Below are 24,971 nucleotides of genomic sequence, written 5' to 3'. Positions count from 1 at the left end.
AGCATGCATTACAGCGAAACAGATTTCAATCATAAAAACATTTTAATTACAGGTGGAGCGGGATTTATCGGTAGCAATCTTGCTTTTTATTTTCAAGAAAACTATCCTACATGTAACGTTGTTGTCTTTGATCTTTTTAGAAGTGAAGCCACCTTTTCCAATGGCAACCTCAAGAGTTTTGGGCACTTTAAAAATCTCCTAGGATTCAAAGGTGAAGTCATTAGTGGCGACATCAACGATGACGAAGCACTCAAAAAACTCTCTTCGTATCGCTTTGATTATATTTTTCACGAAGCAGCCATTTCGGATACAACGGTTTTAGATCAAGGTATTATGGTCAAGACCAATGTCAATGCATTTAAAGCTATTTTAGAACTTGCCAAAGCGAACCATTCTGTTGTGGTCTATGCTTCCAGTGCTGCGACGTATGGTGATGCCGCTTCTCCTCAGCGCGTTGGGCATGAACACCCCCAAAATGTGTATGGTTTTAGCAAACTTGCTATGGATCATTTAGCACGCGAATTTTGTGCGCAAAATCCGAGTATGAGCGTGATAGGGCTACGTTATTTCAACGTCTATGGTCCAAGAGAATACTTTAAAAACACAACGGCTTCGATGGTTTTGCAATTAGGAATTCAGATTTTAAGTGGCAAAACGCCTCGTCTCTTTTCTGGGTCTGATAAAATCGTACGCGATTTTATTTATATCGATGATGTTGTTCAAGCCAATATCAAAGCAGCCTCTTCAGGTAAATGTGGTGTTTATAATGTAGGAACGGGCAATCCTAGAAGTTTTCAAGACATTGCCGACATCTTGCAAAAAGAGCTTGGAACTAACTTAGGCACAGCGTATTTTACCAATCCCTACAGTGCGTATCAGATGCACACGGAAGCGGATATATCCTTTACATGTAAAGATTTGGGCTATGCGCCACGGGTGAGTTTAGAAGAGGGTATTAAAGCCTATGTACCTGAGATTCAACGTATTTTTAAATGCGAAGTGAACCATGGATAGATTAAGAACGTATCAGCCTTCCATCTTGGTGATCGGCGATTTAATGCTCGATCACTACCTCTGGGGAAAGTGTGAACGTATCTCTCCTGAAGCCCCTGTTCAAGTGGTGGATATTCAAAACGAAAGCACGGTTTTGGGTGGTGCAGGCAATGTCGTTAACAACCTTTTAAGCTTAGGCGCTAATGTCAATGTTTTAAGCGTTGTAGGGGATGATGAGAACGGCAAAGAACTTCTTTGCATGCTGGAAACTTTGGGTGCAGATGTTCAAGGCATCGTAAAACAAACGGGGCGTAAAACCAGTAAAAAAAGTCGTGTGATTGCTTCGCATCAACAAGTCGTACGTTACGATAGTGAATCCAAAGAGGACATTACGGAAGCTTCTGTTAAGGCTCTTTTAGCACAATGTGAAAACTATCTTAAGACGGTAGATATTATTGTGCTCTCCGATTATGGTAAAGGTGTTTTAACGCAGAGTTTTACATGTAACGTCATAGCGCTCGCCAAAGCACATCAAAAACGTATTTTAGTAGACCCAAAAGGGGATGATTACCGTAAATATAGTGGCGCAACATTATTGACTCCGAATAAAAAAGAGGCGAGTATTGCTACAAAAATAGCTATCAAAGATGATGAAAGTTTACAAAAAGCAGGAAACTTGCTCAAAGAGAGTTTGGGACTAGACTACGCGATCATCACACTCTCTGAAGATGGCATGGCTATTTTTGGTGAGAATTTTATCAAAATGCCAACGGTTGCACGCGAAGTCTATGATGTCACGGGTGCGGGTGATACCGTTTTAGCCAGTCTTGGTTACGCACTCTCTTGTGGTCTCAGTATGAAAGAAGCTGCCTCTTTTGCCAATAAAGCTGCAGCTGTTGTTGTGGGAAAACTCGGAAGTGCAACTGTGACATTGGATGAAATCGATGCCTATTCCCATAGCCTTAGAGGCGCTACTGCTGAGAGTAAAATTAAAACCAAAACAGAGATGGTTGCTCTTTTAAAAGCAATCAAAAACCAAAAAATTGTCTTTACCAATGGTTGTTTTGACATTTTACATGTAGGGCATGTGAAGTACCTTGAAATTGCGAAAAGTTTTGGAGATATACTCATCGTTGGTCTTAATGCCGATGATTCGATCAAACGTCTCAAAGGCGAAAGTCGCCCGATTAATCCCCTAGAAGATCGAGCGTATATCTTAGCGAGTTTAGAATCGGTGAGTTATGTCGTTCCTTTTGAAGAGGATACTCCACTGGCGCTTATCTCTGCCATCCAACCCGATATTTTGGTTAAAGGGGCAGATTATGAAGGTAAAGTAGTTGTGGGAAGTGACATTGCCAAAGAGGTACGACTCGTTCAGTTTGTAGAAGGCAAAAGTACAACAAAGATCATAGAAAAGGTACAACAAAAATGATGGAAATGATACAACGTGAGATGCTTGCACATCAAGCCGTTATCGCAAAAACAATCGAGAGCCTACAAAGTCATATTTACACAGCATGTATTATTGCAACCGAAGCGCTTAAAAACGGTCACAAGATACTTCTGTGTGGCAATGGCGGCAGTGCTGCGGATGCGCAACATATTGCAGCGGAACTTAGTGGTCGTTACAAAAGCGAACGACGAGGACTTCCTGGCATTGCATTGACTACTGATACATCGGTTCTTACCGCTGTTGGCAATGATTTTGGATTTGATCGTATCTTTGATCGTCAAGTGGAAGCTTTAGCACGTGAGGGAGATGTTCTCATTGGTATATCGACCAGTGGGCACAGTAAAAATGTCGTACGTGCCTTAAGCCTTGCTCGTAATATGGGATGCAAAACGATAGGACTGAGTGGACGCGATGGTGGCGTGATGAATGAATTTTGTGATGTCAATATCGTTGTTCCAAGTGATGACACCCCTCGTATTCAAGAGATGCACATTATGATTGGACACATCATCTGCCAAGCGATAGATGATGCTCTAAGCGTAAAATAACTTCTTCTGCTTTAATGCCCCGCATACACTCGTGTGTTTTGATGGGGCACTCTCGTTTCATGCAAGGCGCACAGGTAAGATCGTGTGAAAGAACAAAGCTATTAGGATTTTGCCATGGGGATGTTTCGTTATAGCGTGTTGGTCCAAACAGCGCCACCGTTGGGATTTGATACGCTGCTGCTACGTGCATCGGTCCACTGTCATTGGTGACAAAGAGACTTAGTCCTGCAATGTTTTGAATGAGTTCTTGAATCGTCGTTTTACCTGCTAAATTGGTGACATTGGTAATCTTATTTTTTGTGAGCTGCTCTTCAACTTCTTGAGCAATATCCATTTCATTGGGACCGCCAAAAATGACAATATCATAACGGTCTGCAAAATGAATCGCCACTTTAGCAAACTCTTCTGGATACCAGCGTTTGGCACTTCCGTACGTTGCTCCTGGATTAATTCCCAGTGTTGGTTTTTCAAAGTGAAAAGGTGTTTGATAAAGTTTTAAAGGAAGAGATTTTGTCTTTACATGTAAAGATTTGGCTATGAATTGGGTGTACTTTTCAACCTGATGACCCATAAAGAGATTTTTTTGATAGTGAAATTTCTTTTTTGCATCAAGACAAGCCAATAAAAATGATGATACCAAGGAACTTCTAAAACTAATTGCTATATCAAAAGTACCCAACGTATGCGCTAGGGTGTAAAGCCAATAAAACCTAGAAAATGCTTTTTTACTCTCATCAACAATATAGCGCGAAACATTTGGATGAATTTTGAGCGCCTCCGTGGAGACAAAAGAGCCAATCAGTGTAATCTCAGCATCTGGGTAGTATTCTAGAATGTTTTCAATAGCTGGTGTTGTCATGATAGCATCACCTAGCCATGTGGGCAGTTCAATAAAAAGTTTCATTTGACGCGTTTGTAGTGTTTTTTACTGAGTTCTAGCCCAAATAGATTTTCTAATGTGAGCATTATGCGGTGTTTTTTCTCTTTCTTTGTCAAAACATGATGTTTATCTGCTTGGAAAACACCTTTTTCTTTAGGTAACCACTCTTGTACAATCTTAGGATGCGTGCCTTTGAATTCTTGGATAATGCTACCATCGATGTCTGCATAGTTGATGGTTTTATGCCCTTTGTTCCAGTATTGTTGTACTTTTTCGCTTTTTAAATTCATCTGAGCTTCGCTTCGCACCCATCCATAATGGTACATCTTTGCGCCACACTCTACCGCTTTTGGGTATCTGCCTATTTTATTTTGATCTAAAACAAGCCAAAAAAGTCCATCGGGAGCATAGCTGCGAATGGAATTTTTGATAATGCGAGGTGCTTTTCGGTACCATGCAGGACTCCAAAGATAGCTATTGGCATTGCCATAAAAATGGTAGTAATCAAAAACGATCGCTTCAACATCGGTGTCATCTTTATACTTTTCCATACATGCGTAAATTTTATCTAAATCCTCTTCGTGAACCACTTCATCACCTTCAAGGTAAAAAGCCCAATCACCTGTGCAATTAAATTGCGCTATCATCTTTTGTTGACCGTAAACATAGCCACGATCTTTCATGTTATTGTTCCAGTGGGACTCTATAATTCTGATTTTGGGGCTATCAATTGCTTGGATGATTTTAAGTGTATCATCTTCACTTTGTCCAACATTGACAACAAACTCATCGACAATTGGTAAAATAGATTTGATAGATTCTACAAAAGGGTATCCTAGTATTTCACCATTTTTGATGAACGTAAATGCACTAACTTTCATTGTCTAGCCCTTTGAGGTATTTATTAATTCCATTGTTGCACCAAATGAGTTTTTGCTCAATGGTATTTTTTAAAATGGCATCATTTTGTGGAAGGCTGGCTCTCGTATTTTCCGGGTGGTAGAGATGGTAAGCAATGGCATGAAAACGTATATCGTGTCTTTTGATACCATAATTGAGAAGTCTCACTGCAAATTCGCTATCTTCTCTTCCCCATCCAATAAAGTCCTCATTAAAGCCATTGATCGCAAGACAATCTTTTTTAAAAAAGGCTAAATTGCAGGTTTTAATACCTCTGAGGTGGTTTTTATGTGTAGAAAACAGAGCGCTTAAAAATTTCGAATGCAGTGTGTTTTTGCGGTTTTTAATGCCTTGTGAGAAAAAATTTAAGGCAAATTTTTTTGTTTGAAATATTTTTTGTGTCGAGTTCTTTTCAACTAAAACGCGTGTGCCTTGCGTGAAAAAGCCTTTTTTAGCAAAAGAGAGATGATCTTGAATAAAATTTTGATGCAAGCAGATGTCACCATCAATTAAAATAATATACTCACCACTTGCTTTTGCAATAGCTCTGTTTCTACTCATGGAAGCGCGAAAACCAAGATCTTCTTGCCACGAATGGATAATATGCAAAGTAGGATTTTCATGTGAAAATTTTTCGATAACTTTTTTTGTTTTTTCAGAACTTCCATCATCGGCGATAATAATTTCATCGGGCAAAAGTGTTTGTGTCGCGCAACTAAAAAGAACCTGTTGGAGTGCTTCTTCCCAGTTGTAGGTTGTAATGATCAGGCTACACGTCATCGTTTGTTGTTCTCGTAGAGCTTGATATATTTGTAGAAGGTGCCATTGGCATTTGAGATAGAAATGACAAGTCCTTCATAGCCATTTAAAAATCCTTTTTTTAAAAAATAAAATTTTATAAAAGTAAAGAAGGCTCTCACAACAGCTTGAAGAGGGGATGCACTTTTCTTGCCTTTTTTATCTTGTGCCCAAAGCGATGAGTATTTTTGCATTTTATCAATAAGCTCATCAGCACTTTTAAAAGAGTAGTGTTCCAATTCATTATGGAGCTTTTTAATTTTTAAACCATTGTTCAAAAGGCTTTCATGTACTAAATCATCACTAAATTTTGTGCTTTGTTTATGAAAAATACGTTTGACAAAATCGTTATCCCAGCCACAACATTGCATTTTTTTCATGCCGTAAAAATTGGATCTTTTGATGGCATAAAGCGTGTTTTTATCGAAGTTTAAAGCGTGTATTTCTTGAACTAAGCTTGGAGTTGCAATTTCATCGCTGTCTATCGAAAAAATCCAATCATTCTTGGCATATGAAATGGCAAGATTTTTTAAGGGACCAAAGCCAATGAATTCATGTTTTACTATTTTAACATTAGGGTATTGTTGTGCAATTTGCAAGGTATCATCCATCGAGCCATTATCTAGGATAATGATTTCATCAAACGATTGAAGTGCCTCAAGACACTGCTTAATATGTTCCTCAGAATTCTTTGTGAGTATCGTAACGCTTATTTTAACCATTTTTGAACTTCTTGAAAAATAGTGTTTGGATTGATGAGTGCTAAACAATCGCTTTTGCCATGCTTATCATCACATCCTGCTTTTCCACAAGGTACGCAGGGCAGATTGGCTTGAAAAATAGTAATAGCTCCATAGGTATAAAAAGGTGGAGTTCCCATCCTGTAAGTACCACTTAGATTATCCCATGGCGACCACATGGAGGTGAGTGTTGGACCAAAAATAGCAAAGATACGCTTATTTTGGGCTGCAGCAATATGCATATTGAGTGTATCCATTCCAATATAGGCTTGGCAGAGGTGTGAGAGCGCTATATATTCACCCAAAGAGGTTTTGCCTATGAAGTTATGGATATTAGCAAGCTCTGGCAGGTTTTGAGAAATTTCTTCATCAATGGCTGTTTTACCTCCCGTAACGATGATGGGAATGTTTAAACTATTTAAAAGTCTTAGAAGAGTGTTACGTGTTTCATTGTTGAGCATTTTATAGCTATATTGAGCAGATGGGTGAAAAATAATAAAATTTTTAATGCCTTCTTTTTGCAACACATTTTCTATGTTTTTTATATCTTCCGCCTTTGGGTTGGCGGTTATTTCCACTTTGGAGCAGTTGATTTTGAGTAAATTAAGGGGTGTTACGTTGTTCATAACAATATGTTTTGAGGTATCAAAAAAATAGTGTTGTGTTAATAAAAGCTTTTTCCACCATGCTTTTTTGACATCTTTTTCAACAGCGGCAATAGAATGTTTTGCCCCAAACGCAGCATATAAAACACTTCGATCACTGGACGTTAAACTAATGGCTAAATCATATTTTTTGAAGATGGATTTCATTAAGAAAAATTCTTCTTTAAGCCTTTGCAGGGTTGAAAGTTTTCGCCAAGAATATTTATAAAGATGAATCGTATGGATATGCTCCAACGTCTTGGCAATGCCCAGCGTATCATCATTGATCAATAAATCAATTTCAGCTTGGTCATAATAGTGATATAAAGCATTGATTAAAGGGGTACTTAAAAAAACATCCCCATTTGATCTTTGAATAACAATTAAGATCTTAGACTTTTTCACCGGAAAAGTCCTTGTAAAGAATGGCACTAAAATAAACAAATAAAAGGGCTGTATGGTGACCCAAAAGGTAGCTGTCACTGAGCATAATGGTTAAAAATAAAAGAGGAAGCGCAAGTCTCAATGGTGCGAGTGAATCATTGATTTTAAAAAATGATTGTATCTGCATATAAAAAACTGAAAGCATTAGCACAAGACCTACAATACCCGTTTGCGCTAAGACAAGCAAGTACATATTGTGAGGATTGACTGTAGGAAGGGCATTTGGCGATCTTTGCATATTTACTTTTTCATATTCTCTAGGGAAATCACCTGTGCCAACACCAAAAATAGGATTTTCTTTGATAACTTGTAAAGTATTCATTGCAAACGTCATTCGTAGTCCAACACTGGTATTGGGGTTTTTATCAATCATATGAACGTCATTGAGCCCTTCATGAATTCGTGTGTTAAAGAGCGTGCTTGAAGAGTAAGCTATAAAAAAAATGGTGGGTAACACAACAAGGATCAAGAGTGCAGATTTTAAAATATTTTTTTTAAAATATAAGATAAAGGCTAAGGACAACATAACAAAAAAGCCAACTTGACCTGCTCTGCCTCCTGTTATAAAAATATTGATCGTCATGGTGGTTAAAAAAAATAAAGAAATGATTTTTGAGAAGTTATTTTTATAATTTTTGATGAAAAAGATAAAATAGATTAAGAGAAAAATACTAAAAGCTAAAAAAGGATTGTAGGATATATGTCCCATAAATGGGGTAGGGTTAAGTGTTGTTGCACTTTGAAAAGGCGGAATTACTTCAAACCATATTAGGTAAGACAATATCTCGGATAAACTCATTGCTGATAAAAATGCAAGAATGTAATAGGTGATATGTTCTTTTTTGACAATCGTGATGAAGATGATGGGAAGGAGTATACGCCACTCTTTACTCACTATATGCAGACCCCATTTTAAATCTTCACTCCACAGTAGACCGATGAGATGGATCATGAAAAAGGCTAAAAAAGCATATGAAATTTTATTGTGTTGGATAATGGTAAATTTTTCTTTGAATTTTCCTTCTACTAACCATAGAAGCATGATGCACCCTATAACCGCCGTTCCAATGGAAACGGATAAAGGGAATGTGAATCCTAACAAGATCAAAAGATAGCTATTGATTGTTGGGATTTTTGTCTGAAATGATGAAAAATTATGAATCGTCACTTGTAGCATTCCTCGTATTGATTTTTCCACCTGCGGTGAAACCAGAACCATTCATCAGGTTTGTTCTCAATGATGCGTTGTGTTATCTCCGCTTGTGCTTGAATACTATCAAGCAAAGATTGTTCATTGTCATCATGAGGTGCAGGAATCGGTTCGTAAAAGGTGAGATCGAAATGCTCATGATCTTGGGTCGTGATAAATGCAGGGATAATAATACAGTCGGTTTTTTTTGCAAATTGAGCCGCTGCTGGTGTATGTCTGACCAGTTTCCCAAAAAAAGGAACAAGCACTCCCTCATTTTCAGAAGTATTTTGATCGACAAGTAACCCTACACTCCCCCCATTTTTGAGAGTTTTGAGGATGCCTCGCATAGCACCTTTTTTATCTAAAAGTGTTACATTGAAGCGTTGCCTGTTTTTTTCTAGAATGGCATTCATCACTTTAGAGTCTAGTTCTCTTCCAATAATGCTGATTGGTCCAAATTTTGCGCCTACTGCTAAGGACATAATCTCCCAGTTACCATAATGCGCCGTTTGAAAAATGACCCCTTTTTTAAGTTTTAAAGCTTCAACATAGATGTGCTCATTATGAAAAGTCACTTTTTGAAGTAACTTCTCTTTTGAGATGGTTTGATTTTCTATAAAATCTTTGAGCAAGTAAAGTAAATTTTTATAACACTGTTTGATAATCTCTATTTTTCGCTCTTCACTCATACGATCTTCAAACGCAAGATCTAAATTCACCTTGGCGATTTTGGTGTGTTTTTTATCAACGAGATAGCCAATGACTGCAAAAAAATTAATCAAAAGCATCAATAGCGATTTTGGTAGTTTGGTCACGAAGAGTTTAAACAACCCAAAAGCGGATAAATAAAAATAATCTAACACGGGAGTAGTTCCTTTGCCAATGCAATAATTTTTAGGGGATCAATCTGTTGAATGCAAAAATCATGTTTGTTGATATTTCGTGCATTTATAGCTTTTTCACAATCGATTGTCAAATTAATAGCCGTTGTAACGGTGTTTCGCTCGCTTGGTGTTGGCCCAAAAATGGTAATACTCGGACGACCTAGTGCCCATGCCATATGGGTTGGACCACTGTCTGCACCCATGATGAGCTGGCTATTTTTGACAATAGTTTTTAATTCATTCAAACTCATTTTCGGAAGCATTGTTGCATTGGTATGATCGCAAATAAACTGTGCATCTGTTTTTTCTTTTTCATTTCCCCAAGCGATAAAGCTCTTTACATGTAAAGCGTTGAGAATGGTCACAAAATGCTCTTTGGGATACACTTTGCTTTGCCACGATGAGCCAGTAATGACAAGCAGTGTTGGCGCTATGTCACTCTTATATGTTGAAAATAAAAAAGGTTCTTTGGTTTGAATGTCTGGTATATCGATATTGAGAGCTTTACATGTAAGCTTGAGATTGCGCATAATGACATTTTCTTCATAAGGAACATGAAAAGAAGTTTTATAGAAGAATGCAGCCAGCGGTTCTCGAAGACTTTGTTTATCGAAACCAACACAGTTTGGACTTAAAATTCTAGCAACTAGGGCAGATTTGATGAGTCCTTGCAGGTCTAAAACAAGATCATACTGATTTTGTTTTGAGATCGTTTTGAGCTTTTGATACTCTTTGAAAACATGGCATTTATTGTTTTTAAGACGTAGGGGATAAAGGGCGTAGATATGCGGATTGTTTTCTAAAATCCCAACAAATTTTTCTTCCACAAACCAATCAATTTGTGCATTAGGAATGTTTTTTTTGATGTATTGCAAAACGATCATGGCGTGAATAATATCACCCAGTGCCGATAGTTTTACAATCGCAATTTTCATTCCGTATCATCCCTTTTTAAATGAGTTAAGTTATAATTGTAACTAAAAGTCACTTAAAGGCTGTTCAATGATCTGTGTGTTCGATATCGAGACCATCCCTGATACCAAGCTAATTCGAAGTGTCTTAAACCTTGAAGGAGAAGACCTTGAGGTTTCACTTTTAGCGCAAAAGGAGCAAGAAGAGAAGAGTGGAAGCAGCTTTTTACCCCTATCGTTTCATAAAATTGTGGCGATTTCGGCGGTCATCGCGGATGATTTTGGCATTTTTCGCAAGGTGAGTAGTATCGAGGGCAACACGGAGCATGAGATGATCAAAAGCTTTTTAGGATTTATCAATAAACACAATCCAAAGCTGGTAAGTTTTAACGGGCGCAGTTTTGATATGCCGCTTTTGATGCTAAGAGCGATGCAATACAATCTTACATGTAACGCTTATTTTGAAGTCGAAAACAAAGAGTTGAATAAAAACAAATGGGAAAATTACCGCGCGCGTTACAGTGACCGTTTTCATGTCGATCTCTTAGACCATTTGTGCGAATTTGGCGCAGTGCGTGGCATGAAGTTAGACCATGTCTGCTCAATGGTAGGGCTTCCTGGTAAATACGATGTGCATGGCGATCAAGTGCTAGAGCTTTACTATGCAGGTGAAATGGATAAAATTAAGGAGTATTGCGAAAGCGATGTGCTCAATACCTATTGGTTATTTTTAAAGTATGAACTCTTAAAAGGGAACCTCATTATAGAGGATTATCAGCGTGCATTGGTTACAATGCAAGAAAATTTACGGGCCCATAAGTCCTATACGGATGTTTTTGGCATCGCAATTGAAGAAGAACTGTACAAGGAGAACCATTGAAAGCGATATTTAGAGAGTATGACATCAGAGGTATTTACGAAAAAGAGCTGAACGAGCAAACGGTTAAACTTATTGGGTATTTTTTAGGAAAACAGATTGCTAAAGTGGGTAAAAATGTTGCGATAGGGTATGACGCGCGTTCACATTCACCGATTTTGTGTGAGTATCTTACTAGCGGACTCAACAAAGCTGGCTGTAACGTGCTTAACATGGGACTCGTTGCGACACCGGTGAATTACTTTAGTAATTTTCAAAATTTCGATGGCGTAACGCCAAATGCTTCCATTATGATCACGGGTTCTCACAACCCTAGTGAATACAATGGTTTTAAAGTAACCCTCGATAAAAAGCCTTTCTTTGGTGAAGACATTTACGCATTGGGTCGCGAGATTATGCAAAATTACGCGATGGAAATCGAAGATGACTTAAGCTCAACGTTTATCAATGCGAAAGAGCGTTATATCGCCTTTTTGATCAAAGAGTTTGACCACCTTAAAGGCTTCAAGCAACCGTTTGTTTATGACTGTGGAAACGGCGTTGCAGGCGTTGTGGTGCAAGATGTATTTAAAGCTTTAGGTTTTACATGTAAAGGTTTATTTACAGACCCCGATGGTACATTTCCAAACCACCATCCTGACCCAACCGTTGAGAAAAACCTCAAAGACATTAAAAAAGAGCTTGAAGGCGAGTATGCGCTTGGGTTTGCGTATGATGGGGATGCCGATAGATTGGCGTTTTTGACCAAGCACAACAATGTCAAAGGCGACATTATGGCGATTTTGTTTTCCAGTGCTATGAAAAACCCAACCGTCATTGGTGAAGTGAAATGTTCTCAAGTCATGTACGATGAGATCAACAAACGAGGCCATGCGATTATGTACAAAACAGGGCATAGTAACCTCAAAGTGATGATCGCTAAAACGAACGCCGATTTTGCAGCCGAAGTGAGCGGGCATCTTTTCTTTAACGACCGTTATTTTGGTTACGATGATGCGATTTACGCCACGCTTCGTATGATTGAAATGGTTAAAAATGGTTTGGATGTCGATGCTGAAATTGCAAAATTACCAACCGTTTATTCTACTGAAGAACTTAAAGTTGAGACCAATGAGAGTGATAAATTTCCTTTGGTTGAAAAAGTCAAAGAGCTTTTGAAAAATCCTCCTAAAGATTTTCCTGCTATTAAAGAGATTGTTGATGTCGATGGCGTAAGAGTCATTTTTAACGATGGTTGGGGCTTGGTTCGAGCGAGCAATACAACACCCGTTTTAGTCACACGTTTTGAATCGACCAATGCGGATAACGCGAAATTGTATGAGAAAAAACTGAACGAATTGATCGCGTACGCTAAAGCGGAGCTTCACTAACATGAAAGGCATCATCCTAGCAGGAGGGTCTGGAACCAGACTTTATCCTGTTACCCAAACGATTAGCAAACAGTTGTTGCCGATTTATGATAAACCAATGATCTATTATCCGCTCTCTGTTTTGATGCTAGCTGGGATTCGTGAGATCTTGATTATCTCCACACCTCAAGATATTGGTAAATTTGAAGACCTGTTTGGGAACGGTAGCCGTTGGGGACTCTCTCTTTCGTATAAAATTCAACCCAGTCCCGATGGATTGGCACAAGCATTTCTTTTAGGCGAAGAGTTTATCGGGAACGATAGCGTTTGTTTGATCTTGGGAGATAATATTTTTTATGGCCAAGGCTTTACTCCCTTACTTCAAAGTTCCGCGCAATTAAAATCGGGAGCAATTGTTTTTGGGTATCAGGTCAAAGACCCACAACGTTTTGGTGTCGTCGAGTTTGATGAGAACCAAAAAGCGATTAGCATTGAAGAAAAACCTAAAAATCCCAAATCACCTTTTGCCGTAACGGGACTTTACTTTTACGATAACAGTGTGATTGAGATCGCCAAAGCGGTTAAACCAAGTGATCGAGGTGAGCTTGAAATTACTTCTGTAAATGAAGCCTATCTTAAACGAGGCGATTTACAAGTTGAAGTTTTGGGACGTGGTTTTGCGTGGCTTGATACGGGAACGCATGACAGTTTACTGGAAGCTGGCATGTTTGTGCAAACGATTGAAAAGCGACAGAGTTTCAAAATTGCTTGCTTGGAAGAGATTGCTTATAATTATGGCTGGATTACCAAAGAGCAAGTCTTGGAGATTGCAAAACCTCTGAGTAAAAATGGTTATGGAGAATACCTCAAGGAATTGGTTAAATGAGTCAAAAATGTATTTTAGTCACCGGTTGTGCAGGCTTTATCGGTTCAAACTTTGTACCGTATTTCCTAGAAAAGTATCCAGAGTACCATCTGATCAATTTGGATCTTTTAACCTATGCTGGTAATTTAGATAACCTCAAAGAGGTAGAAAAAAGTATTCGTTATACTTTTGTTCAAGGGGATATTTGTGATAGGGCTCTAGTCGAGTCTCTGTTTGAAAAATATGATATCCAAGGCGTGATTCACTTTGCAGCAGAGTCGCATGTGGATAACTCCATCAAAAACCCAGGCGTGTTCATCGAAACCAATGTCAATGGAACCTTTACACTTATTGATGTAGCGTACAAAACCTGGATGGAAAAACCGTTTGTGCTGAAAGAAGGATACGAAGCGTGTCGTTTTCACCATATCTCTACCGATGAAGTGTATGGAACGCTTGGCGCTACGGGACTTTTTACAGAAAACACAAGCTATGCACCAAACTCTCCCTATTCAGCTTCCAAAGCAAGCAGTGATATGATCGTACGCGCCTATCATCATACGTATGGGATGAATACGGTCATTACCAATTGTTCTAATAACTATGGTCCTAAACAACACGATGAAAAGCTTATTCCTACGATCATACGCAAAGCATTGTCCAATCAAAAAATCCCCATTTACGGTGATGGCAAAAATATCCGTGATTGGCTCTATGTGCTAGATCACTGCAAAGGCATTGATTTGGTCTTCCATGAAGGAAACTCAGGAGAAACCTATAATATTGGTGGACGCAATGAGCGAGATAACCTTTATATCGCGCATAAGATTTGTGAGATACTCGATACCCTAAAACCAAAAGCCACTTCGTATAAAGAGCAGATTACCTTTGTGGAAGATAGAGCAGGGCATGATAGACGTTACGCCATTGATGCCACCAAAATTGAGACAAAACTAGGCTGGGAAGCAGAAGAAAACTTTGAAAGCGGCATTCTTAAAACGATTCAGTGGTATTTGAGAAAATACACAACAGAGGCATAAATGAAGCGATTAATGCTCTCTTGGCTCCTATTAACAAGTTTAATGTTCGGAGCTAAGCCTGAATTGATGTTGTTACAAGAATGGGATGGACAAGACGTTTCAGGGTGGCTCATGAGTGAAAAAATGGATGGAGTGCGGGCGTACTGGGATGGGCAAAAGCTGATCTCACGCGGTGGCATTGAACTCGCGGCTCCTGCTTGGTTTACCGAAGGATTTCCTCCCTTTGCCGTGGATGGAGAGCTTTGGAGTAAACGGGGTGATTTTGAAACTATTATCTCTATTGTGAAGAAAAAAGAGCCGCATGATGGATGGAAAAACATCGCTTTTTACGCCTTTGATGTGCCGAATGAAAATGGTGGGCTGATCCAGCGTTTAGTAAAGTTGGAGTATTATCTTAAACTCAATCAAGCCGACTACCTCAAAGTGGCAAAACAGTTTACATGTAAAGACAATGATGATCTGAAACGTTTTCTTACAGAAGTTGAAAAAGGCGGTGGAGAGGGTGTTGTCGTGCGCAATCCCGATACCAAATATGTCGTTAAGCGTGATCCTAATAGCCTGAAAGTGAAAAGTTTTCAAGATGCAGAGTGTGAAGTGGTGGAGCATCACAAAGGCGAAGGCAAGTACAAAAATAGCTTTGGTTCGCTTACATGTAAAACGGATGATGGCGTGATGTTTGACATCGGTTCAGGCTTTAGTGATGCGGAACGTAAAAATCCTCCTGCCATTGGTGCTAAGATTACTTATAAATTTCAAGAGATGACTAAAGGCGGTAAACCACGGTTTCCTATTTATATGAGAATGAAAGAAGAGATATAAAAATAAAAAATGACACAAGAAAGAAGTAAGAGATGATATTTACGCCTACCTCTATACCAGACGTGATCATAATAGAGCCCAAAGTACATGGTGATGAGCGAGGGTACTTTGTAGAGACCTTTAGACAAGACATGTTTGAAGCATTTGTAGGTTTCAAAGTGAATTTTTGTCAAGATAATGAATCACGAAGTCATCATGGTGTTTTGCGGGGACTTCATTATCAACTTGCACCTTTTGCCCAATCAAAATTAGTTCGTGTCATTGATGGACGAGTTCTGGATGTTGCTGTAGATATTCGTGTAGGGAGTCCCACATTTGGAAAATATGTAGCTGTAGAACTTAATGGAAAAAATAAAAAACAGATGTTTATTCCAAGAGGCTTTGCTCATGGTTTTGTAGTGCTGAGTGAAACCTGTACCTTTACCTATAAAGTCGATAACTACTATGCCCCTGAGTGTGACCGAGGAATTTCATTTAATGATCCAAAACTGGGTATTGATTGGCAAATGAGTGCAGATTTGTTTCAACTCTCCGCAAAAGATACCAAGCAACCTAAACTTGCAGAGACCAATGACCTTTTTGAATATGGCGTAAATTACTATGCTTAATATCTTAGTGACAGGTGCAAACGGTCAATTAGGAAGCGAGATACAAGCACTTTCTCCCCATTTCCCCTATACATTTTTCTTTACATGTAAAGATCAACTTGATATTACGGATAAACACATTATTGAATCATTTGTTGAAAAAAATACTATTCATGCCATTATTAACTGTGCGGCTTATACCGCAGTCGATAAAGCTGAAAGTGAAGAAGCTTTAGCCGATAAAATCAATCATCAAGCAGTAGAGCATTTAGCAAGCATTGCAAAAGAAAAGCATATCAAACTGATTCATATCTCAACGGATTATGTTTTTGATGGAACTAATCATAAACCTTATGGCGAAACAGATAAGACCAATCCTCAATCGGTTTATGGTAAAACGAAGTTGGGTGGAGAGAATGCGCTTTTACATGGTAAGCTCCCCAATAGCGTCATTATTCGAACATCGTGGGTTTACAGTAGTCATGGTGCTAACTTCGTCAAAACGATGCTTCGTTTAGGTAAAGAAAAAGACTCTTTGGGTGTTATTTACGATCAAGTAGGGAGTCCTACTTATGCAAAAGATTTAGCGAAAGTGATTTTAGATATTCTGCCAAGAATCAAAAATACCCAAACGGAGATTTATAATTATTCTAATGAAGGTGTTGCCAGTTGGTATGATTTTGCACGAGAGATTATGCAGATGGCAAAGCTTACATGTAAAATCAATCCTATTGAAACATCGCAGTACCCAACACCTGCAACAAGGCCTCACTACTCTCTTTTAAACAAATCAAAAATCAAAAATGAGTTTGGCATAGAAATTTCTTACTGGAAAGATAGTTTGGAAGAATGTTTGTATAAAATAAACGTTAATAATGAATAAGTTATTTATGGAGATACAATGAAAGTCGTATTACTCGCAGGTGGATATGGAACACGAATAGCAGAAGAGACCGATATAAAACCAAAACCGATGGTGGAAATTGGTGGCAAGCCAATTTTATGGCATATTATGAAGATCTATTCCCATTATGGTTTTAATGAATTTGTCGTGCTTCTTGGTTATAAAGGCTATTACATTAAAGAGTATTTTGCAAATTATTTTTTGCACCAAAGTGATATAACCATTGATCTTCAAACTAATAGCATGGAAGTGCATAATAATACCAGTGAGCCATGGAAAGTCACCCTTGTGGATACCGGCCTTGATACGATGACCGGAGGTCGTATTAAGCGTGCTCAAAAGTATATAGGAGACGAGTCTTTTTTATTGACCTATGGAGATGGCGTGAGTGATATTGATATTGCAAAAACGGTAGCCTTTCATCAAAAGCATGGAAAAGCGCTTACAATGTCTGCAATTCAGCCAGAGGCGCGGTTTGGTAATCTTGATATTGATGAAACGATGAATATTAACAGTTTTATAGAGAAACCAAAGACAGAAGCGGGTTGGGTTAATGGTGGCTTTTTTGTATGTGAACCTAAAGTATTTGATTATCTTATTGAAGATGAAAATTGTATTTTTGAACAAGCTCCTTTACAAAATTTAGCCAAAGATGGTGAAATGTTTGCTTATAAACATGATGGTTTTTGGCAACCCATGGATACACTTCGTGATAACCAAAAACTCAATAAACTCTGGAAAGAGAACAAAGCGCCATGGAAAGTTTGGTAATGCAACATCTTTTTGGTGGTATCTACAAAGATAAAACTGTCTTAGTCACAGGACATACAGGCTTTAAAGGCTCATGGCTTGTGTATTGGCTCAAGCAGATGGGTGCTAAGGTCGTGGGCTATTCTTTGGAAGCTCCCACCCACCCCAATCATTTAGCATTGCTTGATCTTGATATCGCGTCGATCATCGGTGATATACGAGACTTAGAAACGTTAGATAAAACTTTTGCAACCTATAAGCCAGATATTGTTTTTCATTTGGCTGCTCAAGCGTTGGTCAGACCTTCTTATGCCAATCCTATCGAAACCTATGAAACCAATGTCATGGGTACCCTTAAAGTTTTTGAGGCATGTCGCAAACATCAGGTGAAAGCCATTGTCAACATCACCAGTGATAAAGCCTATGAAAATAAAGAGTGGATTTGGGGATACCGAGAGAATGACCCAATGGGCGGGTATGACCCTTACAGCGCTTCAAAAGGATGTGCAGATTTACTCGCAACTTCATATCGCAATTCTTATTTTAATACAAACGACTACAAAAAATCGCATCAAACGCTTTTAGCAACTTGTCGAGCTGGAAATGTCATTGGTGGTGGAGACTGGGCGCAAGATAGATTGATGAGCGATATTATGCTCTCCGTCAGTCAAGGTAAAAAAGTAAGTATCCGAAACCCAAAAGCGACCAGACCGTGGCAACATGTCCTTGAACCACTCAGTGGCTATTTACAGGTCGGGCAAAAACTGCTTGAAGAACGAGTTGAATTTGCAGAAGCATGGAACTTTGGACCCAGTGATGAGGGAAGCATTTGCGTCGAAGAAGTGGTTTTACATGTAAAGAAGCATTGGGATGCGATTGCGTATGAAATAAACCGTGATCCAAACCAGCTTCATGAAGCCAATCTTTTAAAATTAGACTGCTCAAAAGCCCATATCAAGCTTCATTGGAAAGATGTGTGGGATAGCGAGGATACATTTGAGAAGACCGTTAAATGGTATAAAGCGTTTTATGAAAACGGTGAAATTTTGAGTCAAAAAGATTTGGAAAATTACATTGTTGATGCAAAAGAAAAAAATATAGCATGGACTATCAAATGAAAGCATCTGATTATATTGTGCAATTTTTAGTTGATCAAGGCATTGATAAAGCTTTTGGGTATATTGGCGGTGCAGTTGCTCATTTGTATGATTCTTTTGATAAAAATACAGGTATTGAAATCGTCAATACCATTCATGAACAAGGAGCAGGGTTTGCCGCTGAGGGATATGCCCGTGTGAGTGGGAAAACAGGTGTGGCAACAGCCACAAGTGGACCAGGCGCAACCAATCTTATAACACCTATTGGAAGTTGCTTTTTTGACTCAATTTCTACTCTCTTTATTACAGGACAGGTCAATACGTATGAATACAAATACGATACGCCTGTAAGGCAAATAGGGTTTCAAGAAACCGATATTGTCAGTATCGTTAAGCCCATTACAAAATATGCGGTTATGATTGATATGATTCAAAACCTTCGTTATGAACTTGAAAAAGCGTATTTTTTAACACAAAATGGCAGAAAAGGTCCTGTACTTATTGATATCCCAATGAATATTCAACGGACTGATTTCAATCCATCCGAACAAAAATCTTTTTTTGAGAGTGATGAATATAAAATGATGCGTATTCAGGGTGATAAGATTGATTTTGAAAAAATTGTAGAAATGTTGAGGGTATCTCAGCGTCCTATTATACTTGTCGGTGGAGGTAGCCGCCTTTCATCCTTGGCACCAGAAGCCATTCATCGCTTATTAGAAAAATCCAATTTGCCTGTTGTGTACTCTCTAATGGGAAAAGATGTTGTTAAGGACGATTATAAATATAATTTTGGACTCATTGGCTCTTACGGGAATCGATACAGCAATTTAGCTTTAGCCAATGCTGATTTAATTATTGTCTTAGGCTCTCGCCTTGATACACGACAAACGGGTACCGATTTGAAAACGTTTGCAAGAGCAGCAAAAATCATACACGTTGATATAGATGTCAATGAGTTAGACTCTAAAATCAAGGCAGATGTCACTTTGCATTGTGATATTGCTGATTTTATCAACACACTATCGCACTATGATTTTAAACTTAATTTAGGTCAGTGGCTTGAAAAACTGGTAACGTATAAGCAAAACTATTCATCCACAACTGGCATTGATGGCAAAGCAAAAGTACCGAATCAAATCATTCAATGGATTGCTCAATCTTCCTCTGATCATGACATGATTTGTGTTGATGTGGGGCAACATCAAATGTGGGTCGCCCAGTCCTTTGAGACCAAAGCAGATCAACGTGTTCTTTTTTCTGGCGGTATGGGTGCCATGGGCTTTGCTTTACCGACAGCCATCGGTGCAACGATTGGCACAAAAAAAAGAGCTCTTGTGATTGTGGGTGATGGTGGATTTCAGATGAATATTCAAGAATTAGAAGTCATTAAAAGAAGAAATTTACCCATTAAAGTATTTATCATGAATAATGCAAACCTTGGTATGGTGAGGCAATTTCAAGAAATTTATTTTGAACAGAGATACATTGGCACACAAAAAGATTACAGTGTCCCAAATTTTGCAAGCATAGCAAACGCCTATGGACTTAAAAGCAGTACGATCTCGACCATAGAGGAGATTTCTCAAAAGATTCACGAAACACTCCTATCAGACGAGGCAGAAATCATTAATATCTGTCTACAAGAGCAAATGACAACGGTTGAGCCAAAGCTTATTGTCAATAAACCTATTGAAGATATGTATCCTTTTTTAGAAAGAGAAGAGTTCAACGCCCAAATGATTATTAAACCATTGGAACACTAATTTATGAATATTTTCATTACAGGTTCTAGCGGCTTTATTGGCTCTCATCTAAAAGAGTATCTTCTCGGGCATCATCATGACACACTTTTTATACCATCTAGTAAAGAGCTTGATTTAAGTGATGAAAAAGCAGTTGATAGATATATTTTAGAAAATAAAATTGATGTGATTGTCCATACTGCCAATCGTGGTGGAGGCCGCGATACTGCTGATATGAAAAATGTGACAGAGTACAATTTACGTATTTTTTTCAATATCGCTAAACACGAAAAAAATGTAAAGAAAATCATCTCTTTTGGGAGTGGTGCCGAGTATAGTAAGCAAAAGCCCATTATCGAAGCAAAAGAAGATGATTATTTACAAGCGTTGCCCTTAGATGAATATGGATTTTATAAATCCATTACATCGCATTTTATTGAGAAGTCTGAGAACATTGTACAGTTACGGATTTTTGGAGCATACGGTGAGTATGAAAACTATCGCTATAAGTTTATTTCAAATGCCATTGTTAAAAACTTATTGCATTTGCCTATAACGATCAATAAAAATGTCTATTTTGACTATATTTATAGTGATGATTTAGTTAAAATGATCGACTTTTTTATCCATAATGATGTTAGAGAGAAGATTTATAATGTAACGACAGGAACCAAAGTAGACCTTTTCACCTTAGCAAATTTGGTGAATGAAGTCAGTGATTTTCATTCCGATATAAGAGTTGTCAATGAAGGACTCAATAACGAATATACTTCGAATAATGAGCGTCTTTTAAAAGAGCTTGGAGATTTTCAGTTTACATCTCATAAAAATGCAATAGCAAAGATGAGATGTTATTTTCAAGAGAATTTAGATAAATTAGATACCAAAATAATCAAAGAAGATCCGTATCTAAACGCAATAGATACAATGTGGAAAGGGAAATGATGACTCAAGAAGAACAATTAAAACAAGAGATTTTAGATAAAACAAAAGAATATTATGAACTTGTGCATAAAAAAAATCAAACTAAGCCGTTTGTAGCAGGAGAAAGTCGCGTTAATTATGCAGGGCGCGTCTTTGATGAAAAAGAGATGATGAACCTTGTCGATAGCTCGCTTGATTTTTGGTTGACATATGGGGATTACTCTAAAAAGTTTGAAAAAGAGTTAGCAAAGTTTTTACATGTAAGATGGGCGTTCTTAGTTAATAGTGGCAGTTCTGCCAATTTGTTGGCTTTTTATGCACTCACTTCACCACTGCTCAAAGAGCGACAAGTCAAACGAGGCGATGAAGTCATCACGGTAGCGGCAGGTTTTCTAACAACTGTAGCTCCTATTGTTCAATACGGTGCCGTACCTGTCTTTGTCGATATGGAACTTAAACATTTTAACATTGATGTAACACAGTTAGAACAAGCACTGAGTCCCAAAACAAAAGCGGTGATGATAGCGCATACCCTTGGTAATCCTTTTGATATCAAAGCCGTCAAAGCCTTTTGTGATAAACACAACCTTTGGCTTATTGAAGATAACTGTGATGCCCTTGGCTCTATGTATGATGGTAAACCAACCGGTACATGGGGTGACATTGGAACCAGTAGCTTTTACCCACCACATCACATGACTATGGGTGAGGGCGGAGCCACCTATACCGACAATCCACTGCTTAAAAAGATTATGCTCTCCATGCGTGATTGGGGAAGAGATTGTTGGTGTGAAAGTGGCGTGGATAATACGTGTGGATGTCGTTTTACCCAACAATTTGGCAGTTTGCCAAAAGGGTACGATCATAAATACGTTTATAGCCATTTTGGCTTTAACCTTAAAGCAACGGATATGCAAGCAGCCGTTGGGTGTGCACAACTAGAGAAATTTCCAAGTTTTGTGGAAAAACGAAAAGAGAATTTTAAAAAGCTTTACAATGGACTTAAAGACATTCAAGAGTTAATGTTAGTAGAAGCACAAATACAGAGTGATCCCAGTTGGTTTGGATTTATGATGACCCTGACAAAAGAAGCAAAATTCACAAGAAATGATCTTGTTGAATACTTGGAAAACAACAACATTCAAACACGAAATCTTTTTGCGGGAAATATGCTACGACATCCCCTATTTGAGTCACTTGAAAAAGATAAAGACTATAGATCTGTAGGTTTACTTCCCAATACCGATAAGATCATGAACGATAGTTTTTGGATTGGACTTTACCCTGGAATGGGCGATGAAGCAATCGACTATATGATTGAGATTATCAAGAATTTTCTTATTACAAAAAAAGGGTATTTTTGTTAAAAACTCTTTTAAGCCATGATTTTCGTCATACTGCTATAAATCAGATATGGCGGTTGTTTTCTGGTCCTTTAATGCTTATACTAATACCATTATACTTGAGTGCAGAGGCACAAGGGTATTGGTATACATTTGTCAGTTTGGCTGCATTAGCAATTTTTGCTGATATGGGGTTTTCGACGATATTGCTTCAATTTTCTGCTCATGAATTTGCGCATTTAAAGTTTGAAGAAAATAAAACTTTATCTGGTAATCAACATTATTTAGAAAGAATAGCTACTTTATTTAGGTTTTCTATGAAATGGTCTATCCGCATGGGATGCTTAGCTTTTCCTATCATTTTAATAGTCGGTTTTATAATATTAAATGAAAAAAAAACAGATGTGATGTGGGTAATTCCATGGATAGTTTATGGCATTGCTTCTATTTTTGTATTTATAAACAGTATGCTACTTTCTTTTATAGAAGGGTGCAATAGTGTTGGAGAAGTTCAAAAAATTCGTTTTCTTATCTCTTTTATTACATCTCTTTCTACAGCGATACTTCTTGTTCTCGGTTTAAAACTATATGCTTTAGCAATTTCTTTGGTTATTGGAGCATCCAGTGGCACGATAATTATTTTTTATAGATATAAATATATGTTAAAGCAATGTTTTGTTTTAAGTAAAGATATTGTACATGATTGGGAAAAAGATATTTTGCCTTTGGTGGGAAGATATGCGGTAAGTTGGATAAGTGGATATTTTATCTTTTTTTCTTTTACACCAATTGCCTTTCATTATTATGGGGTGGTTGAAGCAGGACAAATTGGATTTAGTATTGCAATGTGTACGGCAATTTTCGGGATAGCAAATATATGGATGACAGTAATAACGCCTAAGACAAATATGTATGTAGCCCATAAAGACTATGATACACTAAATTCTATCTTTACCCGACATTTAATTTTAGCAGTTATTACATATCTCTTGAGTGTGGGTACGCTATTTATCATAGTGCTATTTCTGAAAGATATCTTACCATTTGCAAATAGGCTGGTAAGCCCTTTTTCTCTCAGTATCATAACTTTAGGATGGTTATTTCAAATTATCATAAATGGGTATGCTATGTATATGCGAGCTCACAAAGAAGAGCCATTGATGCTCTCATCATTTGTGACAGGCGTATATATAGTTATAACCACTTTATTTGTTGCTATGTATTTGCCGTTTGAGTATTTTTTCTTAGGATTCTTGAGTAGTTATATATGGGGTATTCCTTGGGTGTTAATAATTTTTAGAAAATATAGAGGTGGGAAAAATTGATATATAATAGTCTCTTGTCTATTGTGGTTCCAACATACAATCGTGCTGATTTTCTTGATTATTGCCTTGAATTTCATATTCCATTAGCAAGAGAATACAATATACAAATCTTTATATCTGATAATGCATCGACAGACAATACTAGAGAAATAGTTTCAAAATGGATGAAGGAATATCCGTTATTAAAGTATCACCAAAATGCATCTAATGTAGGGCCTGATAGAAATTTTGAAATTGGACTAAAATTGCCAGATACTGAATATATTTGGTTGTTGGGAGATACGTATCAAATCCCAAGTAATGGTATTGAATACTTTTTAAGACTTTTTCCCGAAAACAATAAATACGAAGTAATTATTTGTAATGTAGAAAATCGTGTTTTAAATATACCATCTCAACGATATAAAAATCCTAATAAACTTCTTAATGACTTAGGGTGGCATCTAACTTGCTTATCAAGCTTAATTTATAGTTCTAGACTTGTTGCCCAAGCTGATTTTGAACGTTATTATAATACTTCTTTTATTCAGACAGGGATTATATTTGAGTATATAGCAGAAAAGAATTTTACAATTTATTGGAGTGATAGTATTTCTGTGATGGGGATAAACGATACTCGTTTAAAAAAAAGAGGATGGACACAAGAGGCGTGTGTTTTTGATATTGCTTGTGTTGCTTGGTCCAATTTTATTTTTTCTCTGCCATGTAAATATGATTTACATGTAAAATTAAAGTGTATTTTAGATCATGGAACAAAATCTAATATTTTTTCTTTTAATAACTTGCTGTTTCTTCGAAGTATGAATATATTAAACTATAAAACTTATAAACAATACTCTTATATTTTCCCTTTTACAATATCATATTCAAAATACATTATCGTATTTATCAGCTTACTTCCACGGAAAACATATAATTTTTTAAGATTTTTTTGGCGATTTTTGAAAAGGAATAAGTAA

General features: G+C 37.6%; 25 protein-coding genes. 17 read left to right on the top strand and 8 right to left on the bottom strand.

The features are described 5' to 3' along the window. Positions 1 to 3 precede the first annotated feature (3 nt). From rfaD to gmhA, 3 genes are read left to right on the top strand one after another with little or no spacing between them, the layout of a single operon-like run. Positions 4 to 1,014, top strand: a complete 1,011-nt coding sequence (rfaD, locus tag SJPD1_RS11190) for an ADP-glyceromanno-heptose 6-epimerase (RefSeq protein ID WP_096047238.1) — start codon at positions 4 to 6, stop codon at positions 1,012 to 1,014. Then, entirely contained in the window at positions 1,007 to 2,425 is a 1,419-nt protein-coding gene (gene rfaE1, locus SJPD1_RS11185) for a D-glycero-beta-D-manno-heptose-7-phosphate kinase (protein WP_096047237.1), read from the top strand. The genes rfaD and rfaE1 overlap by 8 nt, the downstream gene beginning before the upstream one ends. Further along, positions 2,422 to 2,994 (top strand): D-sedoheptulose 7-phosphate isomerase, encoded by a 573-nt coding sequence (gene gmhA, locus SJPD1_RS11180; RefSeq protein ID WP_096047236.1) that lies wholly within the window; start codon positions 2,422 to 2,424, stop codon positions 2,992 to 2,994. The genes rfaE1 and gmhA overlap by 4 nt, the downstream gene beginning before the upstream one ends. On the opposite strand, the gene waaF is transcribed toward gmhA, so the two are convergent. From waaF to waaC, 8 genes are read right to left on the bottom strand one after another with little or no spacing between them, the layout of a single operon-like run. Continuing rightward, positions 2,954 to 3,898 (bottom strand): lipopolysaccharide heptosyltransferase II, encoded by a 945-nt coding sequence (gene waaF / locus SJPD1_RS11175; RefSeq protein WP_096047235.1) that lies wholly within the window; start codon positions 3,896 to 3,898, stop codon positions 2,954 to 2,956. The genes gmhA and waaF overlap by 41 nt on opposite strands. Further along, positions 3,895 to 4,755, bottom strand: a complete 861-nt coding sequence (locus SJPD1_RS11170; RefSeq protein WP_096047234.1) for a glycosyltransferase — start codon at positions 4,753 to 4,755, stop codon at positions 3,895 to 3,897. The genes waaF and SJPD1_RS11170 overlap by 4 nt, the downstream gene beginning before the upstream one ends. Next, on the bottom strand, positions 4,745 to 5,554 hold the full coding sequence (locus tag SJPD1_RS14560; protein ID WP_168171360.1) for a glycosyltransferase family 2 protein: 810 nt from the start codon (positions 5,552 to 5,554) through the stop codon (positions 4,745 to 4,747). The genes SJPD1_RS11170 and SJPD1_RS14560 overlap by 11 nt, the downstream gene beginning before the upstream one ends. Then, complete coding sequence (locus tag SJPD1_RS14555) at positions 5,551 to 6,294, bottom strand: glycosyltransferase family 2 protein (RefSeq protein ID WP_168171359.1); 744 nt, start codon at positions 6,292 to 6,294, stop codon at positions 5,551 to 5,553. The genes SJPD1_RS14560 and SJPD1_RS14555 overlap by 4 nt, the downstream gene beginning before the upstream one ends. Next, positions 6,282 to 7,361: a glycosyltransferase family 9 protein gene (locus tag SJPD1_RS11160; RefSeq protein ID WP_096047233.1), complete on the bottom strand. Its 1,080-nt coding sequence runs from the start codon at positions 7,359 to 7,361 to the stop codon at positions 6,282 to 6,284. The genes SJPD1_RS14555 and SJPD1_RS11160 overlap by 13 nt, the downstream gene beginning before the upstream one ends. Further along, entirely contained in the window at positions 7,348 to 8,568 is a 1,221-nt protein-coding gene (locus tag SJPD1_RS11155; RefSeq protein ID WP_210394365.1) for an O-antigen ligase family protein, read from the bottom strand. The genes SJPD1_RS11160 and SJPD1_RS11155 overlap by 14 nt, the downstream gene beginning before the upstream one ends. Beyond that, complete coding sequence (locus SJPD1_RS11150) at positions 8,565 to 9,455, bottom strand: lipid A biosynthesis lauroyl acyltransferase (RefSeq protein WP_168171358.1); 891 nt, start codon at positions 9,453 to 9,455, stop codon at positions 8,565 to 8,567. Before SJPD1_RS11150 ends, SJPD1_RS11155 begins: the two co-directional genes overlap by 4 nt. Beyond that, positions 9,449 to 10,411, bottom strand: coding sequence for a lipopolysaccharide heptosyltransferase I (gene waaC / locus SJPD1_RS11145; RefSeq protein ID WP_096047230.1), 963 nt, complete (start codon positions 10,409 to 10,411; stop codon positions 9,449 to 9,451). Before waaC ends, SJPD1_RS11150 begins: the two co-directional genes overlap by 7 nt. Before the next feature lie 67 nt (positions 10,412 to 10,478). On the opposite strand from waaC, the gene SJPD1_RS11140 reads away from it, so the two are divergent. The 14 genes from SJPD1_RS11140 (at position 10,479) to SJPD1_RS11075 (ending at position 24,971) form a co-directional block, all read left to right on the top strand. Then, a complete protein-coding gene (locus tag SJPD1_RS11140; protein WP_096047229.1) occupies positions 10,479 to 11,267 on the top strand; it encodes a 3'-5' exonuclease in 789 nt (262 codons plus the stop codon). After that, entirely contained in the window at positions 11,264 to 12,634 is a 1,371-nt protein-coding gene (locus SJPD1_RS11135) for a phosphomannomutase/phosphoglucomutase (RefSeq protein ID WP_096047228.1), read from the top strand. The genes SJPD1_RS11140 and SJPD1_RS11135 overlap by 4 nt, the downstream gene beginning before the upstream one ends. 1 nt (position 12,635) lies before the next feature. After that, positions 12,636 to 13,499 (top strand): glucose-1-phosphate thymidylyltransferase RfbA, encoded by an 864-nt coding sequence (gene rfbA, locus SJPD1_RS11130; protein ID WP_096047227.1) that lies wholly within the window; start codon positions 12,636 to 12,638, stop codon positions 13,497 to 13,499. Further along, positions 13,496 to 14,518 carry a dTDP-glucose 4,6-dehydratase gene (rfbB, locus tag SJPD1_RS11125; protein WP_096047226.1) on the top strand — a complete coding sequence of 341 codons (1,023 nt, stop codon included), beginning with the start codon at positions 13,496 to 13,498 and terminating at the stop codon, positions 14,516 to 14,518. Before rfbA ends, rfbB begins: the two co-directional genes overlap by 4 nt. Positions 14,519 to 14,584: 66 nt before the next feature. After that, positions 14,585 to 15,337 (top strand): DNA ligase, encoded by a 753-nt coding sequence (locus SJPD1_RS11120; protein WP_245391471.1) that lies wholly within the window; start codon positions 14,585 to 14,587, stop codon positions 15,335 to 15,337. Positions 15,338 to 15,369: 32 nt separating this feature from the next. Beyond that, positions 15,370 to 15,945 carry a dTDP-4-dehydrorhamnose 3,5-epimerase gene (gene rfbC / locus SJPD1_RS11115; protein WP_096047224.1) on the top strand — a complete coding sequence of 192 codons (576 nt, stop codon included), beginning with the start codon at positions 15,370 to 15,372 and terminating at the stop codon, positions 15,943 to 15,945. Further along, a complete protein-coding gene (gene rfbD / locus SJPD1_RS11110) occupies positions 15,938 to 16,807 on the top strand; it encodes a dTDP-4-dehydrorhamnose reductase (protein WP_096047223.1) in 870 nt (289 codons plus the stop codon). The genes rfbC and rfbD overlap by 8 nt, the downstream gene beginning before the upstream one ends. Before the next feature lie 18 nt (positions 16,808 to 16,825). Next, on the top strand, positions 16,826 to 17,599 hold the full coding sequence (rfbF, locus tag SJPD1_RS11105) for a glucose-1-phosphate cytidylyltransferase (protein WP_096047222.1): 774 nt from the start codon (positions 16,826 to 16,828) through the stop codon (positions 17,597 to 17,599). Continuing rightward, a complete protein-coding gene (rfbG, locus tag SJPD1_RS11100; protein WP_226372191.1) occupies positions 17,584 to 18,696 on the top strand; it encodes a CDP-glucose 4,6-dehydratase in 1,113 nt (370 codons plus the stop codon). Before rfbF ends, rfbG begins: the two co-directional genes overlap by 16 nt. Further along, a complete protein-coding gene (locus SJPD1_RS11095; protein ID WP_096047221.1) occupies positions 18,693 to 20,441 on the top strand; it encodes a thiamine pyrophosphate-binding protein in 1,749 nt (582 codons plus the stop codon). Before rfbG ends, SJPD1_RS11095 begins: the two co-directional genes overlap by 4 nt. Before the next feature lie 3 nt (positions 20,442 to 20,444). Continuing rightward, complete coding sequence (locus tag SJPD1_RS11090; protein WP_096047220.1) at positions 20,445 to 21,365, top strand: NAD-dependent epimerase/dehydratase family protein; 921 nt, start codon at positions 20,445 to 20,447, stop codon at positions 21,363 to 21,365. Beyond that, a complete protein-coding gene (gene rfbH, locus SJPD1_RS11085; protein ID WP_087439204.1) occupies positions 21,365 to 22,711 on the top strand; it encodes a lipopolysaccharide biosynthesis protein RfbH in 1,347 nt (448 codons plus the stop codon). Before SJPD1_RS11090 ends, rfbH begins: the two co-directional genes overlap by 1 nt. Next, on the top strand, positions 22,705 to 24,012 hold the full coding sequence (locus SJPD1_RS11080) for an MATE family efflux transporter (RefSeq protein WP_087439203.1): 1,308 nt from the start codon (positions 22,705 to 22,707) through the stop codon (positions 24,010 to 24,012). The genes rfbH and SJPD1_RS11080 overlap by 7 nt, the downstream gene beginning before the upstream one ends. Next, positions 24,009 to 24,971, top strand: coding sequence for a glycosyltransferase family 2 protein (locus SJPD1_RS11075; protein WP_088437449.1), 963 nt, complete (start codon positions 24,009 to 24,011; stop codon positions 24,969 to 24,971). The genes SJPD1_RS11080 and SJPD1_RS11075 overlap by 4 nt, the downstream gene beginning before the upstream one ends.

Source organism: Sulfurospirillum diekertiae, from assembly GCF_002309535.1.
Taxonomy (GTDB): Bacteria; Campylobacterota; Campylobacteria; order Campylobacterales; family Sulfurospirillaceae; genus Sulfurospirillum; species Sulfurospirillum diekertiae.
Note: the sequence above shows the minus strand (reverse complement) of the source record. Positions and strands in the feature narration are given on the sequence as shown.

Bases quoted from the DNA above. Each gene is read 5' to 3' on its own strand.
- rfbF (WP_096047222.1), top strand. From the start codon at position 16,826: ATGAAAGTCGTATTACTCGCAGGTGGATATGGAACACGAATAGCAGAA.
- rfbH (WP_087439204.1), top strand. From the start codon at position 21,365: ATGACTCAAGAAGAACAATTAAAACAAGAGATTTTAGATAAAACAAAA.
- rfbA (WP_096047227.1), top strand. From the start codon at position 12,636: ATGAAAGGCATCATCCTAGCAGGAGGGTCTGGAACCAGACTTTATCCT.
- rfbB (WP_096047226.1), top strand. From the start codon at position 13,496: ATGAGTCAAAAATGTATTTTAGTCACCGGTTGTGCAGGCTTTATCGGT.
- rfbG (WP_226372191.1), top strand. From the start codon at position 17,584: ATGGAAAGTTTGGTAATGCAACATCTTTTTGGTGGTATCTACAAAGAT.
- waaC (WP_096047230.1), bottom strand. From the start codon at position 10,411: ATGAAAATTGCGATTGTAAAACTATCGGCACTGGGTGATATTATTCAC.
- waaF (WP_096047235.1), bottom strand. From the start codon at position 3,898: ATGAAACTTTTTATTGAACTGCCCACATGGCTAGGTGATGCTATCATG.
- SJPD1_RS11120 (WP_245391471.1), top strand. From the start codon at position 14,585: ATGTTGTTACAAGAATGGGATGGACAAGACGTTTCAGGGTGGCTCATG.
- rfaD (WP_096047238.1), top strand. From the start codon at position 4: ATGCATTACAGCGAAACAGATTTCAATCATAAAAACATTTTAATTACA.
- SJPD1_RS11170 (WP_096047234.1), bottom strand. From the start codon at position 4,755: ATGAAAGTTAGTGCATTTACGTTCATCAAAAATGGTGAAATACTAGGA.
- SJPD1_RS14560 (WP_168171360.1), bottom strand. From the start codon at position 5,554: ATGACGTGTAGCCTGATCATTACAACCTACAACTGGGAAGAAGCACTC.
- SJPD1_RS11140 (WP_096047229.1), top strand. From the start codon at position 10,479: ATGATCTGTGTGTTCGATATCGAGACCATCCCTGATACCAAGCTAATT.
- rfbD (WP_096047223.1), top strand. From the start codon at position 15,938: ATGCTTAATATCTTAGTGACAGGTGCAAACGGTCAATTAGGAAGCGAG.
- SJPD1_RS11090 (WP_096047220.1), top strand. From the start codon at position 20,445: ATGAATATTTTCATTACAGGTTCTAGCGGCTTTATTGGCTCTCATCTA.
- rfbC (WP_096047224.1), top strand. From the start codon at position 15,370: ATGATATTTACGCCTACCTCTATACCAGACGTGATCATAATAGAGCCC.
- SJPD1_RS11095 (WP_096047221.1), top strand. From the start codon at position 18,693: ATGAAAGCATCTGATTATATTGTGCAATTTTTAGTTGATCAAGGCATT.
- SJPD1_RS14555 (WP_168171359.1), bottom strand. From the start codon at position 6,294: ATGGTTAAAATAAGCGTTACGATACTCACAAAGAATTCTGAGGAACAT.
- rfaE1 (WP_096047237.1), top strand. From the start codon at position 1,007: ATGGATAGATTAAGAACGTATCAGCCTTCCATCTTGGTGATCGGCGAT.
- gmhA (WP_096047236.1), top strand. From the start codon at position 2,422: ATGATGGAAATGATACAACGTGAGATGCTTGCACATCAAGCCGTTATC.